The sequence below is a fragment of the Gemmata obscuriglobus genome (genome assembly GCF_008065095.1).
Classification (GTDB): domain Bacteria; phylum Planctomycetota; class Planctomycetia; order Gemmatales; family Gemmataceae; genus Gemmata; species Gemmata obscuriglobus.
Genome location: NZ_CP042911.1, coordinates 861821 through 887370, shown reverse-complemented (window position 1 = coordinate 887370; position 25550 = coordinate 861821). Strand labels below are relative to the sequence as shown.

Genomic DNA, 25550 nt, shown 5'->3' with positions numbered 1-25550 from the left:
TTCGCGCATCAGGGCGGCTTCGATGTCAGAGCAGGGTCAGGGGGTTGACGCGGGTTTTCAGCGGTAGTTCTGTCGGCTTCCCGAGTCGGTGTGACTCGAACACCGCCGCGATCATCTCGACGATGGCGGTCGCGTCGCGGGCGGTACACTTGGTTTCGCGCCGCTGCTCGATCGCTCCGATCAGGTCGGTGATCGCGGCGACGTGTCCGCCCTCGTAGGTTCCGTCGGTGCGCGGCTCGGGCTTGTCAATCCCCGCGGAGGTGATGGATTGCCACTTCGCCCCACTCCGCGCCGGGGACCATCCGGCGTCGCGCAGTAACGCGGCCTTCACCAGGTAGCCGCTCTCCAGTTCGATGACACCCTTCGAGCCGAAGACCTGCACCGCGAACCGCGTCGGCGCTCCGGCCGCGCCCTTGCGGCTCGCGAAGTACCCCTGCACACCCTTCGGAAACGCATACGTGGCCTGGACGTGATCGCCCGCGAGCGGCCCGAGCCCTTCTGCGCCGTCTTTAACGTCGGCCCTCCCGACGGCACGCCCCTGTGCAGCGACTGTGGCGTAGCACGAGACCGCGTTCCCGCCCGCCACGCTGCGCATGAGGCCGAACACGTGCGACCCGAGCACCCACAGGTCCTCGCCCCCGCCCCGGGCGTCCTCCTTGCCGCGGGCGCGCACCTCGAGAAGGTCGCCGATCACACCGTCCGCGATGACCTTCAGTACGGTGTCGAGTACCGGCGAGTACTGACTGATGTGCGCGATCCCCAGTTTCAGGTGCCGCATGTCGAGTGCGTCGGCCACCGCGTCGCACTCCTTGAGCGTGCGCCAGAACGGCTTCTCCGTATAGATGTGACACCCCGCCTCGGCGGCGGCCATCAGCATGTCGTGGCGCTGGTCGATCCACCGCGGGCAGACCGCGACGAGGTCCGGCTTCTCTTTCGCAAGTAGGTCCTTGTAAGCGGCGTATGTGCGTGGCGCCCCGGTCCGCTTCTGGGCCGCGACCCGACCCGCCTCGCTGGCGTCCGCGACGGCTACGATCTCGACGTTATCGAGCTTCCGAAACGCGACATCGACCGCGTGCCCGTAGTCGCCGCGCCCGGTAGCCCCGATCACCCCGACCCGATACTTCCTCGCCACGGGAGGAGCCCTCCGGTCGCTTCAGATGCTTGCTTCTGGATCCCACCTGTCGACCCCTCCCCGCGCTGTCATACGCCTGCTCGTGTGAGTGGCGTCGCCGAGTTTGGAACTCGGGGCGGAGAGCCCGAACCGATCATTGATGGGCCAAGAGAGTTGTGAGAAAACGCGCGCAACAGGGCTACAAAGGCGCAATTTTTGGCGCCTTTCACGTTCTTTACACTTGCACTCACGCTGCGCGGCGTGTCACACTGAACTCATCATCCATTCATGTGCTCTTGGTCAGTTCGGATTCCGATGACACGTTCGTCGCGGCCACGTTCACTGTCGGCGTCAGCTCAGCGGTCAACTTCTGAACCAGCGCCTTAACCTGATCCGATACTCTTCGCCCGCCCGTCTCGTCGTTCACGTTTCCACGAAAAGGAGACCTCTCATGGCCAAAGCGCGCGGCGACTTCGCGGACATTCTTCTCCGCAAGAAGATGATCAGCCCGGACCAGATCGCCGAGGCGGAAGCCACCGGCCTCAAGCTCCAGGACGCGATCATCAAGCTCCAGTACCTCGCGGCCAACGAGGTGATGTCCGCGATCGCCGAGTTCTACGGGATGCAATTCGTCGACCTCAAAGAGGTTAGCATCGCCAAGGCGGTCATCGAACTGGTCCCCGAGTCGGTGGCCCGCGAGAACCTCGTTATTCCACTCAACCTGGAAGACAACACCCTCTCGCTCATCACCGCCGACCCGACGAACTACGAGACCATCGAGAAGCTTAAGTTCATTCTGAACAAGGAGATCAAGCCGGTTCTCGCGGTCCAGGAGCAGATCCAGGAGGCCATCAACGCGAACTACGGTCAGTCGGAAACGGAGTCCGTGGACTCCATGCTCGTCGAGTTCACCGACACCGCGATCGAGTTCACCCAGACCGAAAGCACGACGGCGATGGCTTCGGCCGACGACTCGGACGCGCCGGTCGTGAAGCTGGTCAACCTCGTCATCTCGGAAGCGATCACCCTCCGCGCGTCGGACATCCACATCGAGCCGTTCGGCGACCGCGTTCGGATCCGGTACCGGATCGACGGCGTGCTGGTCGAACGCGACGCCGCCCCCCGGCGGTTACTGGCTCCGATGCTGTCGCGTATCAAGATCATGGGTCAGATCGACATCAGTGAGAAGCGCCGCCCGCAGGACGGGCGCATCAAGATGACGGTGCAGGGCAAACACTTCGACCTGCGGGTCAGCCTGCTGCCGACCGTCCACGGCCAGTCGGCCGTCATGCGCATTCTGGACCGCGGCAACATTCAGGTCAGCATCAAGGACCTGGGATTTGCGGAAGACGACTACATGCGGTTCCAGCAAATCATCAAGCGCCCCAACGGGATCTTCCTGGTCACCGGACCGACCGGCTCGGGGAAGACCACCACACTGTACTCCGCGCTCAACGAACTCAATCGTCCGGACCGGAAAATCATCACCGCCGAGGACCCGGTCGAGTACTACCTGCCCGGGATCAACCAGGTCGAGGTGAAACACAACATCGGGCTCGATTTCGCCCGGATTATTCGCGCCATGCTTCGTCAAGCGCCTAACATTATTTTGGTAGGCGAAATTCGCGACAAGGAGACCGCAGAAATCGCCGTGCAGGCTTCTCTGACTGGACACTTGGTTTTCTCGACACTGCACACGAACGACGCGCCCAGTGCTGTGACCCGCCTCGGTGACATCGGAGTGCCTCCGTTCCTCATCGCCAGCTCGGTCATCGCGATCATGGCTCAACGTCTGGTGCGGATGAACTGCATCAAGTGTCGCGAGTCGTATCAGCCGCAAGCGGCAGAGATTAAGGCGGGCGGCCTCACGCCGGAAGAACTCTCGAAAGCGAACTTCATGAAGGGCCGCGGCTGTAACCATTGCCGGCAAACAGGTTACCGCGGTCGCCAGGGCATTTTCGAGATGTTAAGAATGACCTCGGCAATTCGTGAAATGACATTTGCCCAGGCCCCAACGCAGGACATTCGCCGGAAGGCGCGGGGGGGCGGGATGCGTTCGCTGCTCGAAGACGGGATTCTGAAAGCTATCAGGGGCAGCACCACATTGGAGGAGGTGCTGAGCACCTGCCACGCGGAAGTGCTCGTTGCCCGCGAAGCTTAGTGCCGGTCGGCGGCCGATAGAGACCGGGGTCCGATGGGCTCCGGTCGAACTTGAATCGTGTCGGTTTTACTCGCCCGCGCGTTCGTGATCCGTTTTTGGTTGCGCCGGCCGCGGCGGAGATAATGCGACACCGGGACGCGAACGCGCCCTTGGTGCCATTTGTGTCCGCCTCGGCACCGTCGCTCTGGCAAAGGGGTACCCCGTGCCTAAAGTCTCAATGGAGAAGTTGCTCGCGACGGTGATCCAGCTCAAAGCGAGTGACTTGCACATTAGCGTCGGTCAGCCGCCGGTCGTGCGCCACCAGGGGCGTATGAAGAAGCTCGACCTCGGCGGGCTGATCCTTGACAACGACGACACCACCGGGCTGATGAAGTCCATCACCCCGGACCGGTGTCAGCAGGAGCTGCAGACGAAAGGTGGCGCCGACTTCGCCATCGAGTACGTCGACGGTTACCGGTTCCGCGTCGCGGTGTTCAAACAGAAGGGGACCGTCGGGATGGTGCTGCGGCGCATCCCGAGCCAGTTCCTCACGTTCGAGCAACTGCGAACGCCCGAAGCGATCCGGTCCCTCATCATCCGCCCCCGCGGGCTGTTCCTGGTGACCGGCCCCACCGGGTCCGGCAAGACGACGTCGCTGGCGTCGATGCTGAACTTCCTGAACGACAACTACGACCGCCACATCATCACGCTGGAAGACCCGATCGAGTACTTCCACAAGCACAAGAAGAGCACCGTCAACCAGCGCGAGATCGGGATCGACGTGCCCGACTTCAAGGAGGGCATCCGCCGGGCGCTGCGCATGGACCCCGACGTGATCCTCGTCGGTGAAATGCGCGACCTCGAAACGATCCGGGCGGCGCTCGAGGCCGCCGAAACCGGGCACTTGGTGTTCGGCACGCTCCACACCTCCGGCGCGGCCTCGACCGTGGACCGGGTGGTCACGGTGTTCCCCGAGAACGAGCAGGACCAGATCCGCACGCAGCTCTCGGGCTCGCTCATCGGGGTGCTGTCGCAGGCGCTCCTGCCGCGCAAGCCCGAGGGGCTCATCGCCGCCTACGAGATGATGGTGGTGACGCCCGCCATCCGGAACCTGATCCGCGAGAACAAGACGTACCGCATCGACTCGTCGGTGCAGACCGGGCGCAAGCACGGCATGTTCCTGCTGGACGACTCGCTGTTCCGGCTGTGGCGCGAGGACCTGTGCGAGAAGGAAGAGGTGCTCCTCAAGTCCAGTAAGCCCAACGAGTTGGCGGCGAAGATCGCGCACGCCGAACGCGGCCTCGAAGACGAAGACGAGGAGGGGGGCGGCGAGGACGAGGAGGAGGACGAAGACGAGGACGAAGAGGACGACGACGACAACGACCGCAAGCGGCGGAGGCGGTAAGCGGCCGTCGCCCCGCTGCCCGGACAACCCCAGGGGCTGACGCCCCGCCCTCAGCTTCATCCTCCACACACAGGAACACCGATGGCCACGCCGACGCCGCCGAGCAACCCGAACCCGCCCAAGAAGCCCACGGCCCCGGCCGCGGGGCCGCCGAAGCCGCCCGCCGGCCAGCCGCCGAAGGCGGGCGCCCCGCGCCCCGGGGCCGCGCCCCAGAAGGCCGGCGCCGCGCCCCAGAAGGCGGCGCCGCAGCCGGCCGCCAAGAAGGCCCCGGCCAAGGACCGCTTCTCGTACATCGACGCCAACACCCGCCAGCTCGCCAAGAAGCTCGAGGACCTCGGGTTCCTCGACGGCCCGCAGGTCGAGACGCTCTACGAGGACCTGCGCACCACCGACGCGCAGCTCGGCGAGCTGGCCATGCAGCGCGGGCTCATCAACGAGGAGCAACTGCTCCAGGCGCAGGCCGAGATTCACGGCATGCGCGTGGCGAACCTGGAGGACACCAAGCCCACGCCGGCCGCGGTCAAGCTGGTGATGAAGAACATCGCGGAGGTGTACAAGCTCGTCCCGATCAGCTTCGAGAACGACGTGCTGACGGTCGCGATGTCCGACCCCAACAACATGCAGGCCACGGACGACCTCCGCAACCTGCTGCCCGGGGTGCGGCAGGTGAACGCGATCCTCGGGCCGCCCAAGCAGGTCCAGGCGCTGATGCAGCGGGCCTACTCGAACGAGAAGGAGGAGTCCATCTCGTCGGTGTACGCCCAGATCGCCGCCGACGAGAGCATCGGGTCCGCCTCCACGGGCCGCGAGAACAGCATCGACATCGGCGACCTGGCGGAGATGGCCAACGCCGCCCCGGTCCGGAAGCTCATCAACATGGTGCTGCTGATGGCCATCCGCGACCACGCCTCGGACATCCACTTCGAGCCGTTCGAGGACGAGTACAAGATGCGGTACCGGTGCGACGGGGTGCTGTACGAGATGGTGCCCCCGCCGCGCCACCTCGCCACCGCCATCGCCAGCCGCATCAAGGTCATGGCGAACCTGGACATCGCCGAGCGGCGCATGCCCCAGGACGGCCGCATCGAGCTGAACGTGGGCGGCAACCCGGTGGACATGCGGGTGTCGGTGCTGCCCACGCTGTTCGGCGAGAGCGTCGTCATCCGGGTGCTGGACCGCACCAACGTCGGGCTGTCGCTGGACCGCATCGGGATGCCGCCGGACCTGCTCGGCACGTTCCGGGCGGTGATCCACAAGCCCAACGGGATCGTCCTGGTGACCGGCCCGACCGGGGCCGGCAAGACCACCACGCTGTACTCGGCGCTGTCCGAGCTGAACGACATCGAGACCAAGCTCATCACCACCGAGGACCCGGTCGAGTACGAGATCGACGGCATCATCCAGTGCCCGATCAACCACGAGATCGACGTCACCTTCGCCAGCGCGCTGCGGGCCATCCTGCGGCAGGACCCGGACGTGATCCTCGTGGGCGAGATCCGCGACCTCGAGACCGCCGGCATCGCCATCCAGGCGTCGCTCACCGGGCACCTGGTGTTTAGCACGCTGCACACCAACGACGCCCCGTCGTCGATCACCCGGCTCCGCGACATGGGGGTGGAGCCGTTCCTCATCACCGCCACGGTGGAGGCGATCCAGGCCCAGCGGCTGGTGCGGCGCGTGTGCGTGAACTGCAAGACCGCCTACGAGCCGACCCGCGAGCAGATCATGGAGGTGAACCTGACCCCGGATCAGGTGGGCAAGCGGCCGTTCTACTACGGCGAGGGGTGCGACAAGTGTAACAACCTCGGGTTCAAGGGCCGCACCGGGCTGTACGAGATCCTGGTCATGAACGACGACCTGCGCGACATGGTGAGCCGCGGGGCCAGCACCGACGCGGTCCGGGCGTACTGCCGCAAGACCGGCACCCCGGGGCTCCGCGAGGCCGGCCTGAAGGCCCTGTTCGCCGGCACCACCACCCTCGACGAGGTGGTGCGCGAGACGGTGCAGGAAGACGAGGCCTAAGGGAAAATGCGGAGTGCGGAATTCGGAATTAAAGCAGCAACACAGCGGAGCATGAGATGGGGGCCGACTCGCCGGTTTCGTCTTCTGATTCCGAATTCCGCGTTCCGCATTCCGCATTGCCCAAGGGTTCCGCATTGCCCAAGAAGTCGCCCGACCTTCGTGTCCGCACGAAGGCGTTTGCCCTTCGCGTCATGCGGCTGGTGGACACTTTGCCGGCCACGCGTTCGGGTGATGTGATCGGTAAGCAGCTCCTGCGCAGCGCGACCTCGGTGGGTGCCAACTACCGGGCCGCGTGCCGGGGGCGGTCGCCGGCGGAGTTCGTCGCGAAGTTAGGGGTTGTTGAGGAAGAGGCCGACGAATCGGCCTACTGGTTCGAGCTGCTGACGGAAGGCGGGCTGGTGAAGCCGGAGGCACTGGCCGACCTGCACGCGGAGGCCGGTGAAATCGTGGCCATGGTGGTGGCGTCTATCAAGACCACCCGAAACGGCACCCGGTAACGGTTGGCGCCCCTCCTCGCAAGGGGGCACGAGCGACGGTGGCCCGCGGGTGCGGGTGTCTCGGTTCCGAATTCCGAATTCCGCATTCCGCATTGGAGAAAGTGATGCCTACGTTCAAGTACGAGGCGCTGGACACGTCCGGGGCCGAGGTCAAGGACTCCATCGAAGCCGCCAACGAGGAAGAGGCGCAGCAGAAGGTCAAGGCGAAGGGGTACTTCGTCACCAAGCTGACCGCGGTCGCCGGGGGCAAGGGGAGCAAGGGCAAGGGGAAGAAGAAGACCGGCAAGAGCCGCAAGACGTTCGTCATCGGCGGCGTCAAGCAGAAGCAACTGGTGACCTTCACCCGCCAGTTCTCGACGCTCCAGGACGCCGGCCTGCCGGTGCTCCGGTCGCTCCGCATCCTGGAGCGGCAGATGCCGCCCAGCGCGCTCAAGAACTCCATGATCGACGTGGTGGACGACGTCGAGTCCGGCTCGGCGCTGTCCGAGGCCCTGAGCCGGCACCCGAAGGCGTTCAGCAAGCTGTACGTGAACATGGTGCGGGCCGGCGAGGCCGGTGGTGCGCTGGAAATCATTCTCCAGCGGCTCGCGGACTTCCTCGAGAAGGCCCAGAGCCTCAAGTCCAAGATCATCGGCGCGATGGTCTACCCGGCGGTCGTGATCTTCGTCGCGGTGGCGATCCTCACCTTCATCATGGTGGCGATCATCCCGAAGTTTAAGAAGATCTTCGACGAGTTCGGGATGACCCTGCCGTGGGCCACTCTGACGCTCATCCGGGTCTCGAACTGGATGTCCGAGTACTGGTGGACCATTCCACTGTTCCCAACCGCACTGTACTTCCTGATCAAGCTGATCCGGCTGTCGCGGGCCGGGAACTTCGCCCTGGACCGGGCCACGCTCTGGATACCGGTGGTGGGCCAGCTCGTCGAGAAGACGATCGTGGCCCGGACCATGCGGACGCTGGGCACCCTGATCAGCTCCGGCGTGCCGATCCTGGAGGCCATCTCGATCGTGAAGGAGACGGCCAACAACGCGGTGTTTGAGCGGATGTTCCAGCGGATCTTCGAGTCGATCCGCGAGGGCGACACGATCGCCGACCCGCTCCGCGAGTCCCGTTTGGTGGACGCGATGGTCGTGAATATGGTGGAGGTGGGCGAGGAGACCGGCGACCTGGACACGATGCTCTACAAGATCGCCGACTTCTACGACGAGTGGGTGGACAACCTCGTCAAGTCGCTGATCTCGCTGCTGGAGCCCATCATGATCGTGTTCCTGGGTTTCACCATCGGCGCCATCGTGATCTCGCTGTTCCTGCCGCTCATCAAGCTGCTGGAAGGTCTGAGCAAGTAAGCCATTCGGGGTGCGGACCTCGGAACGCGGGGCGAAGACCGCTGCCGGCGTTCCGGGTTCCGCCCTCCGCACTCTCTGAGGGGACACGTCATGAACCTGAGGCGGACGGGCCGGAACCGGCGGGCGGGCTTCACGCTGATCGAGCTGCTGGTGGTGATCGGCATCATCGCGCTGCTGATCGGGCTCCTGGTCCCGGCGGTGATGAAGGTGCGGACCGGCATCAAGCGGAGCGAAAACCAGTGGCGAATGAGCCAGATCTCGCAAGCGGCCGACATGTTTTGCGCTTCTGAGGCACTGAGCAGGCCCGGCTACCTTCCTCAGGGGCCGTTCAGGCTTATGCCCTCGTACAGTGCGGGCGATGCCGAAGCCATGTACCTCAAGCACCTGTTTCCGAACCTCGACATAACCAACACTAAGTTGCCGACCGTGACCTTGACGGATGGAAACGAGGTCGCGTTGTTTTTCCTTACCGGGGGGGAAATCACTCGGTACACGGGCTTCTCCAACAATTCACAGTTTCCTTTTGACGCGGGCAGCCCGGGCGAATCTCGCAAAGGGCCGTTTCTGCAACTCAAGAGCGGCATGTATGAGCCGGTCGCCACGGGCCGGGCCAAACTCATCGACCCCTATGGTAGCCCCTACGCGATCTTCTTCAATCGTCAGGGCAATTACGGGACGCAATCGTTCACCTGGAAGAACGCGAAGGAGGAAACGACCACGTCGAGCCCGTTCTGGCGTGGGAACCCGAAGAAGTACGAGAACCCAAAAGGCATCCAGATTATTTCGGCAGGTGAGGACGCCAAGTTCGGTCCGGGTGGCGACTGGGGGACGAATGTGCCGACCGGGGGCGGCGATGACGACTGGAGCAACTTCTCGCAAGCCAAGCTCGGCGCAGGCCCGCAATAACCGGAGGACGCCATGCACACGAACACTCTCGCACGCGGTCGCTCCGCTCACCGACATGCGTTTACGCTGGTCGAACTGCTTGTAGTCATTTCGATCATCGGAATACTGACCGCACTCGTCGTCGCCGGGACGATGAAGTTCAAAGAGTCGGCCATGACAAACACGGCTGATAACCAGGTCAGCCAGCTTCAGGTGCGACTGCGCGAAGACTACAGCTTTGTGGTGCAAAAGTGCCACCGTGAAGGGGCACCGCAAGCGATCGTGACATTTTGCGGTGGAGACAAAGATAAGGCCCTGGCCATCCACACAGCGGCCACACTAAAGGTCCACTTTCCGGAGACCTTTGACGAGGCGACCAGCACGTTTTCGATCATGTCCGGAGCAACAACCATTTACACCTACGACTGGAAGCGAACTTTCGCCCCGGTCAAAAATCAGAGCAGCAGCGGCACGCCGGCCGGCACGCCGGACCAACACCGCGCCGTGCTCTTGTACCTGATTCTGGCAGAGCGAGCGACTGCCGGCGGGACCGGGGACGCGGGGGGAATCACCGGCGAACAGAAGCCGCTCAAAATTGCGAACACCGACTACACGGTATTCGTCGATCCCTACGGCACACCGCTTATCTACTACCGGTGGCTCCAGCTAAGCGAACTCGACCAACCGCCCTATGTGAACCGCAAGTTTAACGACGGCAGGGATTTTATCGACCCACTGGACCCGAAAGGTTTGATGGGCAGTTGGGGCACCACAAGCACGATCAGCCCTGCACTGGGTTTTGTCACCCCGGGTACCGCGTCTCGCAACCGGGTGCCGACGGTGCTATGCGCTGGGAAAGATCGGCGCTACGACTACTTCACACCCAAAGGCGCACAACTCCCCGTTCCTCCATATGCGTCGGGTGACTTGTCTCAAGAAGATGACCGCCTCGGCTACCGGCTTGATCGGTTCGGGGGGAAAGGGGGCAAACAATGATCCGCACCCAGAACACCCGCCGCAGCGGATTCACGCTCGTCGAACTGCTGGTCGGCATCTCGATCTTCTTGGCGCTAGCCGGGCTCGTCCTGCTGCTCTATCCGGGTGCCCGGGACCAGGACCGGGTTCGGTATGCGGTTTCCGACATCACCGCGCAACTGCGTATGGCTCAGAGCATGGCGGCCCGCGATAAAGCCCCGCGCGGCATCCGGTTCGTGCTCTCTAACGACGCAACCAACGACGACAAGACTGACGCTCGGTGGGTCACCGAGATGCAGTATGTGGAACAGCCCCCGCCGCTGATTCCGACCACGACCCCACTAAATTTCCCGCGGGCCAGCAACCCGAACCTGGGGACTGCCCCCGAGCTAATCGAAAACCTCGCGCCGCGGGTCCGGTTCGACTACGGGTTCGTGTCGTCCGGGATGAACGCGGGTGCGATCAACGGCCGCCGCTGTTTCATTGAAAACTTAAAATCGGAAGAAGCGGACCTGATTCAGCCCGGTTGCACGATCGTGATGCCGACCTTCAACTCCTGGAACAAGATCGCTCTACCCAGCATACCCGTCCCCACAACGGTGAAAAAAACCGGGCCGAATGCGAAAAACTTGTACACCGTCGAGGCCGTTCTGGAGGTGTACCCGGATGCGGTCATGGGCGGGAGCACGCAGGCCGTGGTCTACAACTTCGCGGTCTACCTGCTGGCCGTACCACTCGTGGGCGAGCCGATCATCCCGCTGCCCAAGAAGATTTGCGTGGACCTGAACGTCAGCGTTCCGGACCGGGTGAACGCCACCACCGACCTGGATGTCATATTCGGGCCGGACGGCAAGCTGCTCGGCGGCAGCGGCGGTCAACTGTTCCTGTGGGTGCGTGATTACACCAAGCCCGCCGTATACACAATCATCCCCCCCACCACCCCTCCTCCTCCCGCCTCCCCCACCCCTCGGTTAGCGGCTTATAAGACGGGGCAGGACTTGGTAGACGCGCTGCAAAAGGGTGGCGAACAACATGTGATCGCAATTCGCTCGTCCGGTACGATCGCGCACAACAACATCGCGTGGCCCGGAAACGGGACCAGTTACACGTCGGGCGGCGAACCGTTCAAGTTGGTTCGCGATCTGGGGCAGTAGCGGCAGCAAAAAAGCGGGCGTCGATTTTTGGCGCCCTGAGCCGCCGAGCGAATGATATTCACGGCGGGGCGTGCTCGGCCCCGCGGACCCGTACCCGACCCAGGACCACAGCACCGGCGCCCGCCCCACCCGGGCCGCCGCGAGGGCGACACATGACCCGCAGACCCGGACTGACGATGACCGAGCTGCTGGTCGCCATCTTCGTGGTGGCGATCGGACTGGCCGGGGTGATGAGCATGGTGCCGTTCGGCGCCAAACAGATGAGCGATGCGTTGGTCGCCGACCGCACCGCGACCCTCGCCACCAGCATCGACGCCCTGGTGCGGAGCTACTGGAAGGACAAAATCGCCGACGACCTCGCCCGGCAGGATGACCCCACATATCAGGACCGCGAGCCGTTCTGGCCGGCACTCGATGATGCGGGCAGCGGCCTCACCGTACCCGCTGCGACCGAGGCGAGTTATCCGGTGTTCCTGGACCCGATGGGGGTGTCAGGGCGATTGTCTTCGGACGCCGCACAACTCCGCGTGGGTGACGGTGGGGCCACCTTGATACCCCGGCGCACGATGAACGGAACGCGGCTCAACCCGCCGTTCGCCCCGTACAAGCCGCCGGCGACCCCGCCGTCCGGCTGGAACACGCTGAACACGCAGGAGGCTTCGCTGGCGTGGCGGATGTGGAGCCAGCCCGACGGCTTCTCCTGGGACGAGAATTCGCAACCGCAGGTGGTTTCGGGCCTGACTCCGAGTAGCAGCATTACGGTGCGCGAGCTGCGGTACAACGCGCTGGCCGTGATCCAACGCCCGACCAACAGCAACCGGACAACCGCAACGCTCAAAATAGTGGTGTTCAGTAATCGTCGGCACCAGTTCTATCCGGCCGGGTCTGAACACGTTATTCCCAAAACCGCTGGCGTGGCCTTTACGCCGGGTTCCACCGCGCTTCGGATCTCGTCGAGCTTGCTCCCGGCGAACGTCGAGATCCGCAAGGGCGGCTGGCTGATGGACGCGACGATCGACGGCTCCATCCGGCACGCGAACTTCTACCGCGTGGTGAGCGCCGCCGACGACGGGTCGGGGACACTGGACATCGAACTCGACTCCCCGGTCAAGCGGCTGGATGGGAGCACGGGCCAGTACAACGCAACGGTCGTGGTGATGCCGGGCATCGCCGGGGTGTTCGAGCGGCCGGAACTTACCGGTAACTTCGCCCCGTGACCGTTTCGGACCGGTGCCCGACACCCGAGAACGACCAACACACGTCCCAAACTTTCGAGCGAACCCGGGACCGGCGGCCAGCCGCTCCCGACGAGGACGACCGCATGACCTCTCGCACGATCCATCGCCCCGCCCGCCGCGGCCGGGCGGCGTTCACCCTGCCCGAACTGCTCGTGGTGGTGACCGTCACGCTCATCCTCATGAGCATCCTGGTTCAGGCCACCACGATCATCACGAACACGGTGAGTGAGGCCAAGGCCCAGGGCGACTTTGTGGGCCAGGAGCGTATGGCCATCGCGGTCATGCGTCGCGACCTCCAACTCGACCACTTCCTCGAAGAGGACGGCAAGCCGAACCTGGGCCGCAAAGTGAGTGACCAGCGGATCGATCAGGCAACGGTGGTCAACGGCCAGCTCACCTACAAGCCGCCGCGGTCCGGGTACTTCTGGGTGTACGCCCCGCCGGCGAAGTCGAGAACCGGCTGGACGTATGACCCGTCTCAGCCGCCGACCTGGAACGTCGAAGAGGGGGACGACAACGCCGGGTTCGGCTCGTCGCGGGCGGGCAGCCACTTCATGCAGTTTACGATCGTGGTGCCCGGCGGCGCGCCGCAGAACACGTTGACCGCGGACGTGCCGATGGGGGACCCGAACGTCATCACCGGCACTTGCGCCGAGGTGGCGTACTTCCTGGAACGGCACAACCCGCCCCGCACAACGTCCGGCTTGGCGGGGGGAGCGGAGGTGTACAAGTTGATCCGGCGGCAGCGGCTGGCGGCCCGGAACACGGACGACGATCCGGCCTACGAGTCGATACTCAAATCGTATCTGGGCGCCCCAAAGAATATGGCCCCGGCCGACCCGCTCGAAGTGATCGCGTGCTCCTACGATAGTGCCCAGACCCGGTACGACGTGCTCAACCTCAACAACCTCACCCCCCGCAGCAGCCGGTTGGTGAGACAGTCGATCTCCAATTACCGGATCGGCGAGGACGTGCTGCACAACTATGTGACTTCGTTTGAGTTGAAGTTCACCGGGCCACAGACCGGCGGCGTCTCCTACCTGGCGCCCGCGACCGGCAACATCTGGCCCCGCCCCTTTAACTTGGGCAACACCGACTACCCGTACGACGCGCTGCCGTTCAACGGCGAGTACGACACGGGCGACGAGAGCCTGCGGGCGCCGGCCAACCTGGCGACCGCAACGGTTACGGGGCCGGTGCTCAAGCCGATCCGCATCACCGGCATCCAGATCCGGCTTCGGTGCTGGAACCCGAGCAACAAGCAAACGCGCCAGACCACGACGGCCGTGGAACTGTAACGTCCCGGACGAACCCGAACACCGCCTGCGCTCCCGACCGGTGAGCGCGGGCCGATCCCGAACGCACACGCATCGGAGAAGGACATGTTCCGACCACTCCTCCGCTCTCACCGCCGGCCACCGCGCCGCGGTACGGCCATCCTCATCACGTGCTTCTTCCTCATCACCATCATGATGGTGACCGGGTTGGCGCTGGTGATGTACGCGGCCCGTGAGAAGGCCGCGGCGATGGCGTATTCAGACGCCATCGCGGTCCCCGCCAAGGCACCGCCGGACCCGACGAACGCGGTCAACGCGTTCTTCGGTGGGCTGCTCTATGACGATCTCGACGACGGCCCCGCGCTCCAGAACGTGATGCGCGGCCACAGCATCGCGCGGAGCATGTACGGCAGCCGATCTGACTACTCGGCGCCGGGCAACCCGTGGGTTGGGTCCGTTACCCCGTGGGCCGGGGTCGGTCCGTTCAACGACCAGCCCAGCACGTACACCTATAACGGTACGGCTAGCTACCCATCTCTCGCCGGCATCACGAGTCGTCAGCGGATCGTTAACTACACCGCCATGCTGATGGACAATCAGCCTCTGCTGATTGACCCGGAGTGGACTCGAAACCGACTGCCGGGCGCTGGCGGCAGTTGGCTGTTCAAGGATACCGTCGCTGGCCGCGACTACGTCGGCAAGCACGCGGGCTACACGTATCCGGGCGTCAAAGACTTCTTCCTCGGCGCCCAAGACCCGTACACCGGTGAGGTGTTAGTTCCGTCGTTCCACCGCGATTGGTTATTCCGACACACTTCTCGTCCGGCTGATGAATCGCCGCTTCATCCCGCCAACCCCAACTGGTACAACGATGCCGGTCGCCTGCTAACCGTGCGGCCACGCCCGGCCGAGCACCCGAACTTCCCACGCGTTCCACCGAACGCCGACGGCAGCTACACTGGGGACGTGCAGAACTGCCCCGGATCGTATCGATTCGTTGACGGCAAGGGCTTCATCGCGTTGAACGACAGTCAGTGGATGCACATCGGCCTGTCGCCGATGCGGTTGGCGAGCGGCAAGCTGGTGCAACCGCTGGTGGCTGCGCTCGTCCTGCCGCTGGACGGCCGGTTCGACATGAGCGTCCACGGAAACCAGCTTAATGGCGGCGCGCACGAGGGGTACGGCGGCTACGGGCCGTGGGCGGTTGATATCGGTTACGGGCTCAGCGACTACAACGCGACCACCCCGCCTCCGATGCCTTTGGCCGCTAACATGGAAGCGAACCGTAAGAGCTTGATCGCGGGGCGGAAGGCGAACTACCCCGCCGAGTTCAACCCGTTCGCGACCGGACAACTGCTCCCGACCTACGGCGGCGTGTCGTGGACCGGGGCACAGGTGGACTTCCAGTTCCCGGCCGGCAACAGCCTGTTCGGGCAGCCGTCACGTGCCAACCCGACTCTGACCCCCATCTACAGCAACTTCCAGAACGACAATGCCCAGGTGCCCAAGCCCCCGGCTCTCCCCGATCTGACGCTCGGGCACCCTGCCGGGTACAACCGGGACGAGTTCGCCGTGCGTAACACGGCCAACATGAACAGCCCGATCTTCCCGTACACGGACCTGAAGCGGTTCAGCCTGCGGTACGCGTACACGCCGGACTGGTATTACCAGGCGTTCGCGACCAAGGCCGCGCAAGACACGTTCCTGGGGCAACCGACCACATACCCGTATTTGGCGAACCCGGGGGCTAGTACGTCGTCCAATTACCGGCTCGACCCGGCGCACAACCGGCGGCTCCTGTTTACCCCGAAGGCGACGGGGCTGGATCGCCCGGCCCTGGCGCCGAACTTCGTGAGCCGCGACGACGGGACCGGTACCGGGTCTGCGTCGCCGGCGCTGCAAATCGTTGCGGGTGCGACCAAGCCGGGCGGCCTGTTCGCTGGCGCCAATCCCACCGCAACCGTATACCCCACGCCGCAAAACCCTGGGACGGTGACCGACTTCGCGCCGCCGGTGGCTGTTGGCGCAGGTGTTACGCAGCGCTGGTACAACATTCAGGCCGCGCTGGGGTCGGTGAACCTGAACCGCCCGCTGGCCGACTACCGCACCGATCTGACGAAGCCACTCGGCACCGATGTAAACCCGACGGGAACTCTGACCCCGGACCCGTTGTTGCTAAAAAACATGGGCAACGTTGTTCAGGCCGAGGCCGACCGGCAGGCGCTGGCGAAAGACATCTTCATCCGCCTCTGTGTCGCGACCGGCGCGGCGGCCATCGTTGACCCAAACACCGGCAACATCAGCCTTCCCAACCCGATCACGCGCCAAATCAACGGCGCGGGTGTGGCGTACACCACGCAGCAATACGACGCGCTGCGGTACCTGGCGCAGCTCGCGGTGAACATCGTGGATCACATCGACAACGACGATGTCAGCACCACGTTCCTGTGGAACCCTGTTGAAGGTGCAGCAGAGGATTTGAAAGCGGCAAAGGTTGGCAACCGGGCGGTGTTCGGCATCGAGAAGCCGCGGTTGCTGCTCAACGAGGTGTATAGCGAGATCACCAACGATACGGGTCCGGGTGACCAGGTTGAAGCTGTCAAAGACAAGGACGGCAACCCGACTCCGTTGGCACCGACGGCCAACGCCCAAGTTCGGTTTTGGGCCGAGTTAGTGAACCCGACTTCCGCCCCGCACGCAACGAACACCGGTGTACTTGGGACCGGCGCCGTGAATCTGAGCGCTTATCAGATCCAAATCGCACGTGCGATTCAGGAGACCGGTGGCACCGGGGATCGGATCTCGTTCCTTAGCTCGCTCAGTAACACGTCCGGAGTATTTGGTGACGCGACCGGAACCCCGGTCACTGCTGACGCAATGTTTAACTTCCCGCTTGTTCCGGTCGGGAGTAACCCTGCGGCTGTCGCGCCCAACGATGTGACACTGATTAACAACGGCCCCAATAGCCAGTATGCTCCGCCGTACACGGGCGGCCCGGCCAGCACGCTCCCGGCGGGCGGGTTCGTACTGGTCGGCCCGCCGACGCTCACTCCGAAAAAGGACGCAAAAGAATTCACCCCCCCGGCAGCCGGCGTTTGGGCAACGACGAACAAGGTCGATTCGCAACCTCTCGGGCCGGCGACGTCCAGTAGCGGGATGGGGTACATGTTGACGATGCCCAGCGCGACCATCCTATCAAACAAGGAGTTCAAGCGGCACGTGGTGCAACTCCGCCGGCTCACCAATCCGTACTTGCCGGCCAACGACCCGAACTACAGCTACGATCCGAGTCGGACGCCCAACCCTTACGTCACCGTTGACATGATGGACAATGTGCCGGCGTTCGACGCGGTTCACCGCGCGGCGGGACAACCGACGGACCGCAAGGAACGAGACGGCGGCAACCCGGGTGGGTACGATCCTGTGACCCAGAGGTTCTCCGTCGGAAAGGTCCAGCCGTTAGCTGCGTATTCGGGCATGGTTCCGATGAACGGCCCTGGGGCGTACAACGTGTACAACGGTAACACCGGGCGTGCAGTCGCTTCTTCGCTGACAGACTCGATGATCCGGGACCAGACCGGTGCCCCGACCCTGCCGACTCCGGCGACAGATCCGATGGTAACGAACGACCCGAACGAGCCGAAAAATACTTTCGGTCGTCATAATGGGCACTTGGCGGCACTCCCGGGGGGCGCGACCGTGACACCTGCCAATACCCCGGCAACGCTCACGGATACCATTATGCTCCCGTTCGACTGGCTGCCCCACCTGGACCGGCCGCTCGAAACGCAGGGCGATCTGTTCACGGTGCGAGACTGCCCGCCGCACCGGCTCACGTCCGAGTTCGTGCGCCCGAACGCGACCGCACCGTCCCTCCGATACGACGCCAGCTACGCGCAGTGGACGAGGCACAACGACGGGCTCACGCGGGCGCTGGGTCTGCTGTCCGTGAAGTCGCCGGACCTCCGCGTGCCTCACGGCGGTCGGGTCGCCGGTAAGGTGAACCCGAACGTGATCCAGGATCGCCGCGTCGTACAAGGTGTGTGGGCGCCACAGGCGAACAACCGGTTCAACCTCGCCTTCGTGAACGACACAGTGTGGGACAAGTGGCTGCGGTCCCGCTCGAACATGCAGGGACGTAAGCAGGCGGACGGTGTCACCGTGTTCAACTCCCCGGTGCCGACCGGGAGCATCGCGGAAGGCGGTGCCGACCGGCCGTTCATGCCCTTTGCGACCCCGACTGCAACGGCCGGCACGTTTGCCTACGGGAACCCGAGTACGTTCATCGACGGGGACACGATCTTGCGGCGCCCGGAGACAACGGCCATTCCGAACCCGGAACCGCACCTGATCTTGGACCCGCAGGCTGACCCCACCGTTGTTCATCACCCGTATACGCAGAGCGAGCCGCTGCGCAAGGTCATGAACAACCTCACCACCGTCAGCCATTCGTTCGTGGTGTATCTGACCGTTGGGTACTTTGAGCCTGATGGTTTGCAAACGGTGCCGACGACTTGGCCTACGGGTGTGCCAGCGCCTCCGCGCTTCGGAGCCGAGGTATACGATCAAATTCCCGGCGACATGCGGCAGAAGTTCGTGGCCGTCATCGACATGTCGAACATGGCGTTGAAGGGAACGACGTCGCTCACCGACACGAACCCTCACGCGACCGAGGCTCCGTTCTTCACGGCGCTTACGGCGACCGCCCGCGCCCCGGTTGCTCCGGCAACAACGTCTATACTGTCAATTGCGCATGAGTCATATGATACCGGTAATGGGATTGTATACGTGTCTGCTGATGGGGTCAGGAAGCCAATCACGGTTGGTACTCAGTTGATCATTGGATATGGTGCTGAGCAACAACCACCGAACCCGACCGCAGGAAATCCGACCCCCACTCCCGTAGTCGTGACCAAGGTACTCGGAGCGGGGCAACTGGAAGTGACTGGCCTCACTCGTGACGCCTGGGGTGGTACCGTCGTATCGAACGTGCGGCCGGGGTACGCGGGGCCACAACCGGGGTTCAACTTCACTCTCGATAAGTACAAGCCGGTCGTGCCCTACGTCGAGCGGCTCCGCTGAGTTCGAGTAGGTTGAAGTGAAGGGGCGGGCGGCGGTCCACTTGGATCGCCGCCCGCCCCTTGCTTATTCACACCGCTTTTCCCACCGACACCGAACATGCAGGAGGCAAAGACGCGACTGCGACGACGCACAAGCGGCTGACGGCCGGTCGCGGTGACACCGGCGGACCGCGCCGGCGTTGCCGCGGCCGGCGTGCGATCAGATCGCGTCCGCGGTGCTCAGCGGCGTCGCCGGGCGGCGCGGGAGCAGCGGGTACGACTGGGTCGGGTCGGCGTCGGTCGCGAGCTTCGTGAACTGACCGCTCTCGGGGTCGTAGGCGAACACGTCGCCGGTCTCCATCTTGTACACCCAGGCGTGCAGCTTCAGCTCGCCCGCCGCCAGCGCCGCCGCCACCGTCGGGTGGGTGCGCAGGTGCTCCACCTGCGTCAGCACGTTCTCCTGCACCATCACCTTCGCGCGGGCCTCGCCCGTCAGGTGCCCGTAGCACGTGCAGACGATCTCCGAACTGGCCTGCGCGTGCTCCAGCCACTGGCGCACGCGCGGCATGTTGGCCGTCGCCGACGGCTCGGCCACCGCCTGCATCGCCCCGCACCGCGTGTGCCCGCAGATGACGATGTCCTTGATGCCCAGCCCGCGGATCGCGTACTCGATCGTGGCCGCCTCGCCGCTGGCCGCGCCCGGCGTGTACGGCGGAACGATGTTGCCCGCGTTGCGGAGCACGAACAGCTCGCCGGGGTCGGTCTGGCAGATCAGGTCCGGCACCATGCGGGAGTCGGAGCAGGTGATGAACAGCGCCTGCGGGTGCTGCCCCTCCACCAGCTTCCGGAAGAAGTCGCTGTTGGGGGCGAACACGTCGGCCTGGAACTTGTGAATCCCGCTGATGAGCTTTTCCACGTTATACCGTCTCCATTTGGATCGTGACGCGAGGGGGCTGGGCCGCCGCGCACGGTCGCGTGCGCGGCGCGGTCCTGGGACCGACCGGTTGATTCGGGGCGCGCGGGGGCGGCGCGGGGTGCGTAACGGAACCGGTTAACAGCGATAGGGGGCGCCAAGACCGTTGCGGAACGGGTCGGCGGCGCTCGGCGGCGTCGTCCGCGGTTTGGCGACGTGAGAGTAGTGCATAGCGTGCGCGGGCGGCAGGGTCGCAACGAGTTCGCGAATCGGCTCGGCGTTCCGGTACGGGAAGGTGTGTCGAGCCTTGGCCGCACTCTCTTCCCGCTCGCCGCGCTCCTCGCGCTGCTCCTCTTCCTCGTTCGTCGGCGCGTCGGGCGCGGCCGGCACCGGGACGACCGGCAAGAGCGCCGCCCGGGCCTGCTGCGAACTGGTGAAGGGCACCAGACACAGGGCTACAGCGAGGAACCGGAGCGTCGCACCTAATCTGCGCATGGACTCCCTGACCGGCAACGGGGCTACGGGCGAATTGTATACGCAAAATTCGTTCCGCAGCAAGTGCATTCACCCCCCGTCGCTCCCGGCGGTTTCACACTCACCACGATTCGCCCACAAACGGCCCGGATTTCGAGATGTCGGCCGCAATCGAACCGGTACTCTGAAAACGCGAACAGAAACTCTGCCCCCGCGTCAGAAGCCCGTCCCCATGCTCACAACCGACCTCGTTGAACGTGTACTGACCACCATCCCGGGCCGCACGATCGGGGTGCTCGGCGACCTGTTCCTCGACCGTTACCTGGACATCGACCCGGGTCTGAACGAGCCTTCAGTGGAAACCGGGCTCACCGCGTACCAGGTCGTGAAGGTGCGCAGTTATCCCGGAGCCGCAGGAACCGTCATCAACAACCTCGCGGCGCTGGGCGTGGGACGCATCTACCCCATCGCGTGCATCGGCGACGACGGCGAGGGGTACGAACTCCGTCAGGCGCTCCGGACGCTTTCCGCCGTCGAACAGGGCGGGATCATCCAGTCGGAGGCGCGGCGCACCCCCACCTACACGAAACCGATGCTGGGAAAGGACGAGCTGAACCGGCTCGACATCAAGAACCGCACCCCGACACCGGACGGCATTCAGTCGCGCATCATCGAGTTACTCGACGCCGCGTGGCCGCAACTCGACGCGCTGCTCGTACTCGATCAGGTGAGCGAGGAGGATTGCGGCGTGGTGACCGCCCGCGTGCGCGAGCACGTCGCACGACTGGCGGAGCGCGACTCGGACAAGTTCGTCATGGCCGACAGTCGGGAGCGGATTTACCAGTTCCGCAACGTCTGCGTAAAGCCGAACGGCAACGAACTCAAGTCGTCGCGCGAGTTGTCTTCCCAGGAGCCGACCGGCGGAGGGGCAGTCTACGACGACGCCGACTTGAAGATCCTGCCCCCCGGCCCGCTCGTGTTCGCGACGAACGGCGAACAGGGCATCCGCTTATTCGACACCCGAAAAGGCGAGCCGGTGCTCACCAGCGTGCCGGCGTACCCCGTCGCGGGGCCGATCGACATTTGCGGCGCCGGCGACAGTTGCTCCGCGGGGATCGCGTCCGCGATGGTCAGCGGGCTGACGCACGAGCAGGCGGCGGCGTTCGGGAACCTCGTGGCGTCGATCACCATTCAGCAGATCGGGGTGACCGGCACCGCGCCGCCCGAGAAAGTCCGCGCCCGCTGGCGTGAGGTGGGCTGAACGCGAACGGGCCGCGGATCTGATCCGCGGCCCGTTCTCTTGCTCGACTCCGAATTCGCTCACCAGCGGCGGTAGAAATTGTAGTTGTAGCCGCCAAGCGGGTTGTACGGGTTGTAACCGAACCCGCGGTTGTAGCCGTAGCCGCCGAGCGGGTTGTACCCGTAAGACCGGCCGACCGAGTTACCGAACACGTCCCCGTAGTACGACCGCTGGTACACGCCGCCGAACGGGGAAACGTAAGTGCGGTTCGCGCCGTAAGCGCCCCAGTTGCCGTAGTTATTGGTAACCACAACGCCGCCGTTGGGGGTGGTGTTGTAGAAGCGGTACGCGTACTGGGCGTCGGCGGTCGCGGCGGTGGTCAGGCCGATGGCGAGGGCAGCCACCGCGGCGAAAGTAAAGCGTTTCATGGTGTGCCTCCTATGTTGAAGTCCGCGGGCTCGGAACGTTAGAACATACCTTGCGATTGTCGTGCCTTAACAACAAAAAGTGCGGACCGAGGGTTCGCTCCTCGGTCCGATAGTGGAAGCGTTACCGCCGCCAGCCGCGGCCCCGGTACATGCCGCCGTAGCTACTGGAGTACGGCGTGCTGTAGTACGGAGCGCTGTAATACGGCGTGCTGTAAGTCGTGGTGAAGCCGGCGGGCGTGACCACGCTGCCCGAATACGGGGAGTAGTAGTTGCTGACACCGATGCCGCTGTACGCCGGCGCGTAAGATGAGTAGGTGACGGACGGATAGTTGTAAATCGCCGACGGGTAAACAGTGGACGGATAGTTGTAAATCGCCGACGGGTAGTTGTAGCTAGATACGCTGCGGCTGCGGAACTGGGCGTCGGCGGTGCCGGCGGTGAACGCGAGACCGATGGCGGCGAAGGCCGCAAGTGCGAACGTTTTCATCTGTGTCCTCCGGGGCTGCCCGGGTGGGGAGCCGTTCGTTCGGCCGGCGATCCACGCCGGGCCGGTTCAGCGGAGGTAGAACTTGCATGACCCGTACCAACGGCCCTTCGCGCGACACTAATTCGACGGTTCTGAACGGAAGTGGCTGTCAAGTGAGCGGATAGCGGCGCGCAGCCGCTCGCGTACCTCGGGGGGCAGTTGCTGCATCGCGTCCGGATCAGCCAGCACCGCGCACGCACCTTCTACAATTTGGGCCAATCCGTGCCACGCGGAAGGCAAGGGCCGGGCCGCAAGCGGTGACGGCGGTAAGGCCGGCACGCACTCGCCTTGTGTCTTCTGATCGTGGTCGCTGGCCCTTTGCCCGCCGTCCTCCGCTTCTGCACCCGTCTCGACCAGTTCGCGCATGGTGTCGAGGAACCTGCCGGTGCCGACCGCCTCGAACGGGATCTCGTCCGCGTCGCCCGCGAACAGCCCGGCGAACAGCGCCTGCTTCGATTCGACCGTGCGCAGCACCCGCTCCTCAATTGTGCCACGGGTGACAAAGTTGATCACCCGCACCGGGCGGTTCTGACCCATCCGGTGGACCCGGGCGATGCGCTGCTCCAGCACCGCCGGGTTCCACGGCAGTTCGAGGTTCACCACCGTGTCCGCCATTTGAAGGTTCAGGCCGGTGCCGCCCGCGTCGGTGCTGAGGAACACTTTGCACGCCGCGTCGGCCTGGAACCGCTCGAGCACCGCCTTGCGCTCCTTCCCGGGCAGGCCGCCGTGCAGGAGCACGTAGCCCACGCCCAACCGGTCGAGCACCTTCGCGGCCTCCATCGCCATCGTCTCCCACTGCGAGAACACCACCAGCTTGTGATCGCTGACGAGTTCGGGGACGAGCTCCGCGAACTCGTCCAGCTTGGGGGACACGCGGGTCTGCTTGTCGTACAGGAACAGGCTGTCGCAGATGGTGCGGAGGTTCACCAGCGACGCGAGGATGCGCTTCCGGTCGAGGTCGGTCAGGTAGTTCTTTTGAAGGAGCCGCGCCAGCGTGACCCGCTGCTCCTCGTAAGGGCCGCGCTGCTCGTCGGCGAGTTCCACGAACACGGTGTTGTCCGTGCGCGCAGGGAGCTGCGTGAGCACCTCGCCGCGGGTGCGCCGCAGGAAGATGGGCGCGAGTTTCTCGCGGATCTTGTCGAGGTTGCGGTACCCCTTGAGGTTGCCGTTCTCGTCCAGCACCCGGTGCTCGTGGAGGAACTCGAACGCCGGGCCGAACCGGCGCTCGTCCACGAACTGCACGATGCTGTACAGCTCCTCGAGCCGGTTCTCCAGGGGGGTGCCGGTCAGAACGATCGCGTACCGGCTCCGCAGCTTCTTCACCTCGCGCGAGGTCTTCGCCTCCCAGTTCTTGATCCGCTGCGCCTCGTCCAGCACGATCACGTCGGGCTTCCAGGCGTTGATCGCCTCGCGGTCACGCACGACCTGTTCGTAGTTGACGAGCCGGAAGAAGGTGGGCTCGGCGTACTGGTCGAGCCGGACCCCGGGGCCGCCCTCGATCACCTGAACGGGCCGCGCGGTGAACTTCCGGATCTCGGTCTCCCACTGGTACTTGACCGAAGCCGGGGCGACGACCAGCGCGCGGCGGATGCCGCGCTCGCGGGCCAGCAGCTCGACCGCCGCGAGCGTCTGTACGGTTTTCCCGAGCCCCATGTCGTCGCCGAGGATGCTGCGGCCCCGGCACGCGAGGAACAGCACCCCGCGCATCTGGTAGTCGTACAGCGGCACCGAGAGGAGAGGCATGTCGAGCGTGCCGGCTTCCAGTTGTTGCAACCACTCCTGCTCGCGGGCGAGCATCTCGGCGCGCTCGATCTCGCGGTCGATGAACTCCAGCGCGTCGGACATTACGGTGACCTCTTCGGGCACCGCCTCCACGTCGCGGATGAGGTCCGGGTACTTCCCCCGTCCGGACCACAGCCCCTTGTCGTCGAAGTAGGCGTGCGCCAGCCGCCCGAGTTTGTCGGAGTGCCGGGGGGGGAGGTGAACCCCGACCTGAAGCTGCTCGCCGTAGTGAAGGAAGATCTCGGGCCGGGTGACGACCGCTTTCTTTTTCTGGAGGTGTGCCGGCAGTTCGTCCTTGAGGTGGTCGAGCACGGCCTCAATGTGTTTGCAGGTGCCGAGTGTGTTCGCCTTGAAGTCCGGGCACGTGCAGGCGTTGTCCCCCACCTCGAACCCTTTAATCGAAACCGTGTACTGCCCGCCGGACTCCGGGTTGGTAACCCGGTAGTCCGAGAACACGCGGTTCTTGCCCAAGTTCTCGATTGCGAACTTCGTGGCCCTCGCCCGCTGTCGCCGGATGTCGATCTGCACTTCGCGGAGCATGCGTTTCCTTTCGCCGACCCGGACCGCGGAACGGTTCGCGCCGCCCATTGTACCGTGCCAGCACGCTCGCCCGCCGTGCAGAGCGTCTGGTGCCTTGCGGTTCAGTTCAGTTGCGGTAAGCGGAGCGGGGGCGGAAGCACTTCCGCCACGCCTCGCCCGTTTAAATGCGTTGTGCGACCTTTAAGGCGGCAGCGAAAAAATAATTTGTGGGTTCACTACGCCGTGTCAACGGTGTAAACTGTGCAAACTGTGTAAACTGGTTTTGGGTAATACAGCATGACAAGTGGATGCCGAGGTGCTGGCGGCTGAACAAAAATTGTCCATTTGTGGGTGGCGAATTTTGATGAGACAATAACCACAAGGGTTTCTTATGAGACCCTAAAATGGTTCCTCTCTACCACGAATTCGCTATTTTTTAAGCTAATAGTGCGATGCGAGTTCACGGACCTTCAATAAAGTCGCATTCTGCCGTAATCAATGCCGACGCTCCGCGGTTATAAATGCCACTGCGGGCAGAATGACTCTGCAGCGCCG

18 protein-coding genes are annotated in these 25550 nt (G+C 64.3%); 12 read left to right on the top strand and 6 right to left on the bottom strand.

The window, feature by feature from the left end:
* Window positions 1–25 precede the first annotated feature (25 nt).
* The gene (locus tag GobsT_RS03685) at window positions 26–1132 is read right to left on the bottom strand and encodes a Gfo/Idh/MocA family protein (protein WP_010042750.1); all 1107 of its coding nucleotides are present in this window, start codon (window positions 1130–1132) and stop codon (window positions 26–28) included.
* Between the two features lie 430 nt (window positions 1133–1562).
* Here GobsT_RS03685 and GobsT_RS03680 point away from each other — a divergent pair, with 430 nt between their 5' ends.
* The 11 genes from GobsT_RS03680 to GobsT_RS03630 all read left to right on the top strand — a co-directional run bounded on the left by GobsT_RS03680 (window position 1563) and on the right by GobsT_RS03630 (window position 19135).
* A complete protein-coding gene (locus tag GobsT_RS03680; protein ID WP_010042743.1) occupies window positions 1563–3272 on the top strand; it encodes a GspE/PulE family protein in 1710 nt (569 codons plus the stop codon).
* A gap of 217 nt (window positions 3273–3489) precedes the next feature.
* Window positions 3490–4656 (top strand): type IV pilus twitching motility protein PilT, encoded by a 1167-nt coding sequence (locus GobsT_RS03675; protein ID WP_010042738.1) that lies wholly within the window; start codon window positions 3490–3492, stop codon window positions 4654–4656.
* Between the two features lie 81 nt (window positions 4657–4737).
* Entirely contained in the window at window positions 4738–6678 is a 1941-nt protein-coding gene (locus GobsT_RS03670; RefSeq protein ID WP_010042736.1) for a GspE/PulE family protein, read from the top strand.
* 134 nt (window positions 6679–6812) lie between these two features.
* On the top strand, window positions 6813–7175 hold the full coding sequence (locus tag GobsT_RS03665; RefSeq protein ID WP_010042730.1) for a four helix bundle protein: 363 nt from the start codon (window positions 6813–6815) through the stop codon (window positions 7173–7175).
* Window positions 7176–7279: 104 nt separating this feature from the next.
* The gene (locus tag GobsT_RS03660; protein ID WP_010042729.1) at window positions 7280–8524 is read left to right on the top strand and encodes a type II secretion system F family protein; all 1245 of its coding nucleotides are present in this window, start codon (window positions 7280–7282) and stop codon (window positions 8522–8524) included.
* 90 nt (window positions 8525–8614) lie between these two features.
* On the top strand, window positions 8615–9430 hold the full coding sequence (locus GobsT_RS39305) for a type II secretion system protein (RefSeq protein ID WP_010042728.1): 816 nt from the start codon (window positions 8615–8617) through the stop codon (window positions 9428–9430).
* A gap of 12 nt (window positions 9431–9442) precedes the next feature.
* The gene (locus tag GobsT_RS38605; RefSeq protein ID WP_010042727.1) at window positions 9443–10405 is read left to right on the top strand and encodes a type II secretion system protein; all 963 of its coding nucleotides are present in this window, start codon (window positions 9443–9445) and stop codon (window positions 10403–10405) included.
* Window positions 10402–11538 (top strand): pilus assembly FimT family protein, encoded by a 1137-nt coding sequence (locus GobsT_RS03645; RefSeq protein ID WP_010042725.1) that lies wholly within the window; start codon window positions 10402–10404, stop codon window positions 11536–11538. The genes GobsT_RS38605 and GobsT_RS03645 overlap by 4 nt, the downstream gene beginning before the upstream one ends.
* A 152-nt stretch (window positions 11539–11690) precedes the next feature.
* Window positions 11691–12755, top strand: coding sequence for a type IV pilus modification PilV family protein (locus GobsT_RS03640; protein WP_109571324.1), 1065 nt, complete (start codon window positions 11691–11693; stop codon window positions 12753–12755).
* A 104-nt stretch (window positions 12756–12859) separates the two neighbouring features.
* Entirely contained in the window at window positions 12860–14074 is a 1215-nt protein-coding gene (locus GobsT_RS03635; RefSeq protein WP_148087597.1) for a PulJ/GspJ family protein, read from the top strand.
* A gap of 84 nt (window positions 14075–14158) precedes the next feature.
* Window positions 14159–19135, top strand: a complete 4977-nt coding sequence (locus GobsT_RS03630; protein WP_010042720.1) for a hypothetical protein — start codon at window positions 14159–14161, stop codon at window positions 19133–19135.
* 198 nt (window positions 19136–19333) lie between these two features.
* Here GobsT_RS03630 and GobsT_RS03625 read toward each other — a convergent pair whose 3' ends face one another.
* Window positions 19334–20029, bottom strand: a complete 696-nt coding sequence (locus GobsT_RS03625; RefSeq protein WP_010043747.1) for a carbonic anhydrase — start codon at window positions 20027–20029, stop codon at window positions 19334–19336.
* 135 nt (window positions 20030–20164) lie between these two features.
* Complete coding sequence (locus GobsT_RS03620; RefSeq protein WP_148087596.1) at window positions 20165–20521, bottom strand: hypothetical protein; 357 nt, start codon at window positions 20519–20521, stop codon at window positions 20165–20167.
* A gap of 211 nt (window positions 20522–20732) precedes the next feature.
* Here GobsT_RS03620 and GobsT_RS03615 point away from each other — a divergent pair, with 211 nt between their 5' ends.
* A complete protein-coding gene (locus GobsT_RS03615; RefSeq protein ID WP_010043753.1) occupies window positions 20733–21761 on the top strand; it encodes a bifunctional heptose 7-phosphate kinase/heptose 1-phosphate adenyltransferase in 1029 nt (342 codons plus the stop codon).
* 59 nt (window positions 21762–21820) lie between these two features.
* On the opposite strand, the gene GobsT_RS03610 is transcribed toward GobsT_RS03615, so the two are convergent.
* The 3 genes from GobsT_RS03610 to GobsT_RS03600 form a co-directional block, all read right to left on the bottom strand.
* Window positions 21821–22168 (bottom strand): hypothetical protein, encoded by a 348-nt coding sequence (locus tag GobsT_RS03610; protein WP_010043755.1) that lies wholly within the window; start codon window positions 22166–22168, stop codon window positions 21821–21823.
* Between the two features lie 121 nt (window positions 22169–22289).
* On the bottom strand, window positions 22290–22655 hold the full coding sequence (locus GobsT_RS03605) for a hypothetical protein (RefSeq protein WP_010043757.1): 366 nt from the start codon (window positions 22653–22655) through the stop codon (window positions 22290–22292).
* Between the two features lie 117 nt (window positions 22656–22772).
* Window positions 22773–25016 carry a DEAD/DEAH box helicase gene (locus GobsT_RS03600; RefSeq protein ID WP_109571560.1) on the bottom strand — a complete coding sequence of 748 codons (2244 nt, stop codon included), beginning with the start codon at window positions 25014–25016 and terminating at the stop codon, window positions 22773–22775.
* Window positions 25017–25550 lie beyond the last annotated feature (534 nt).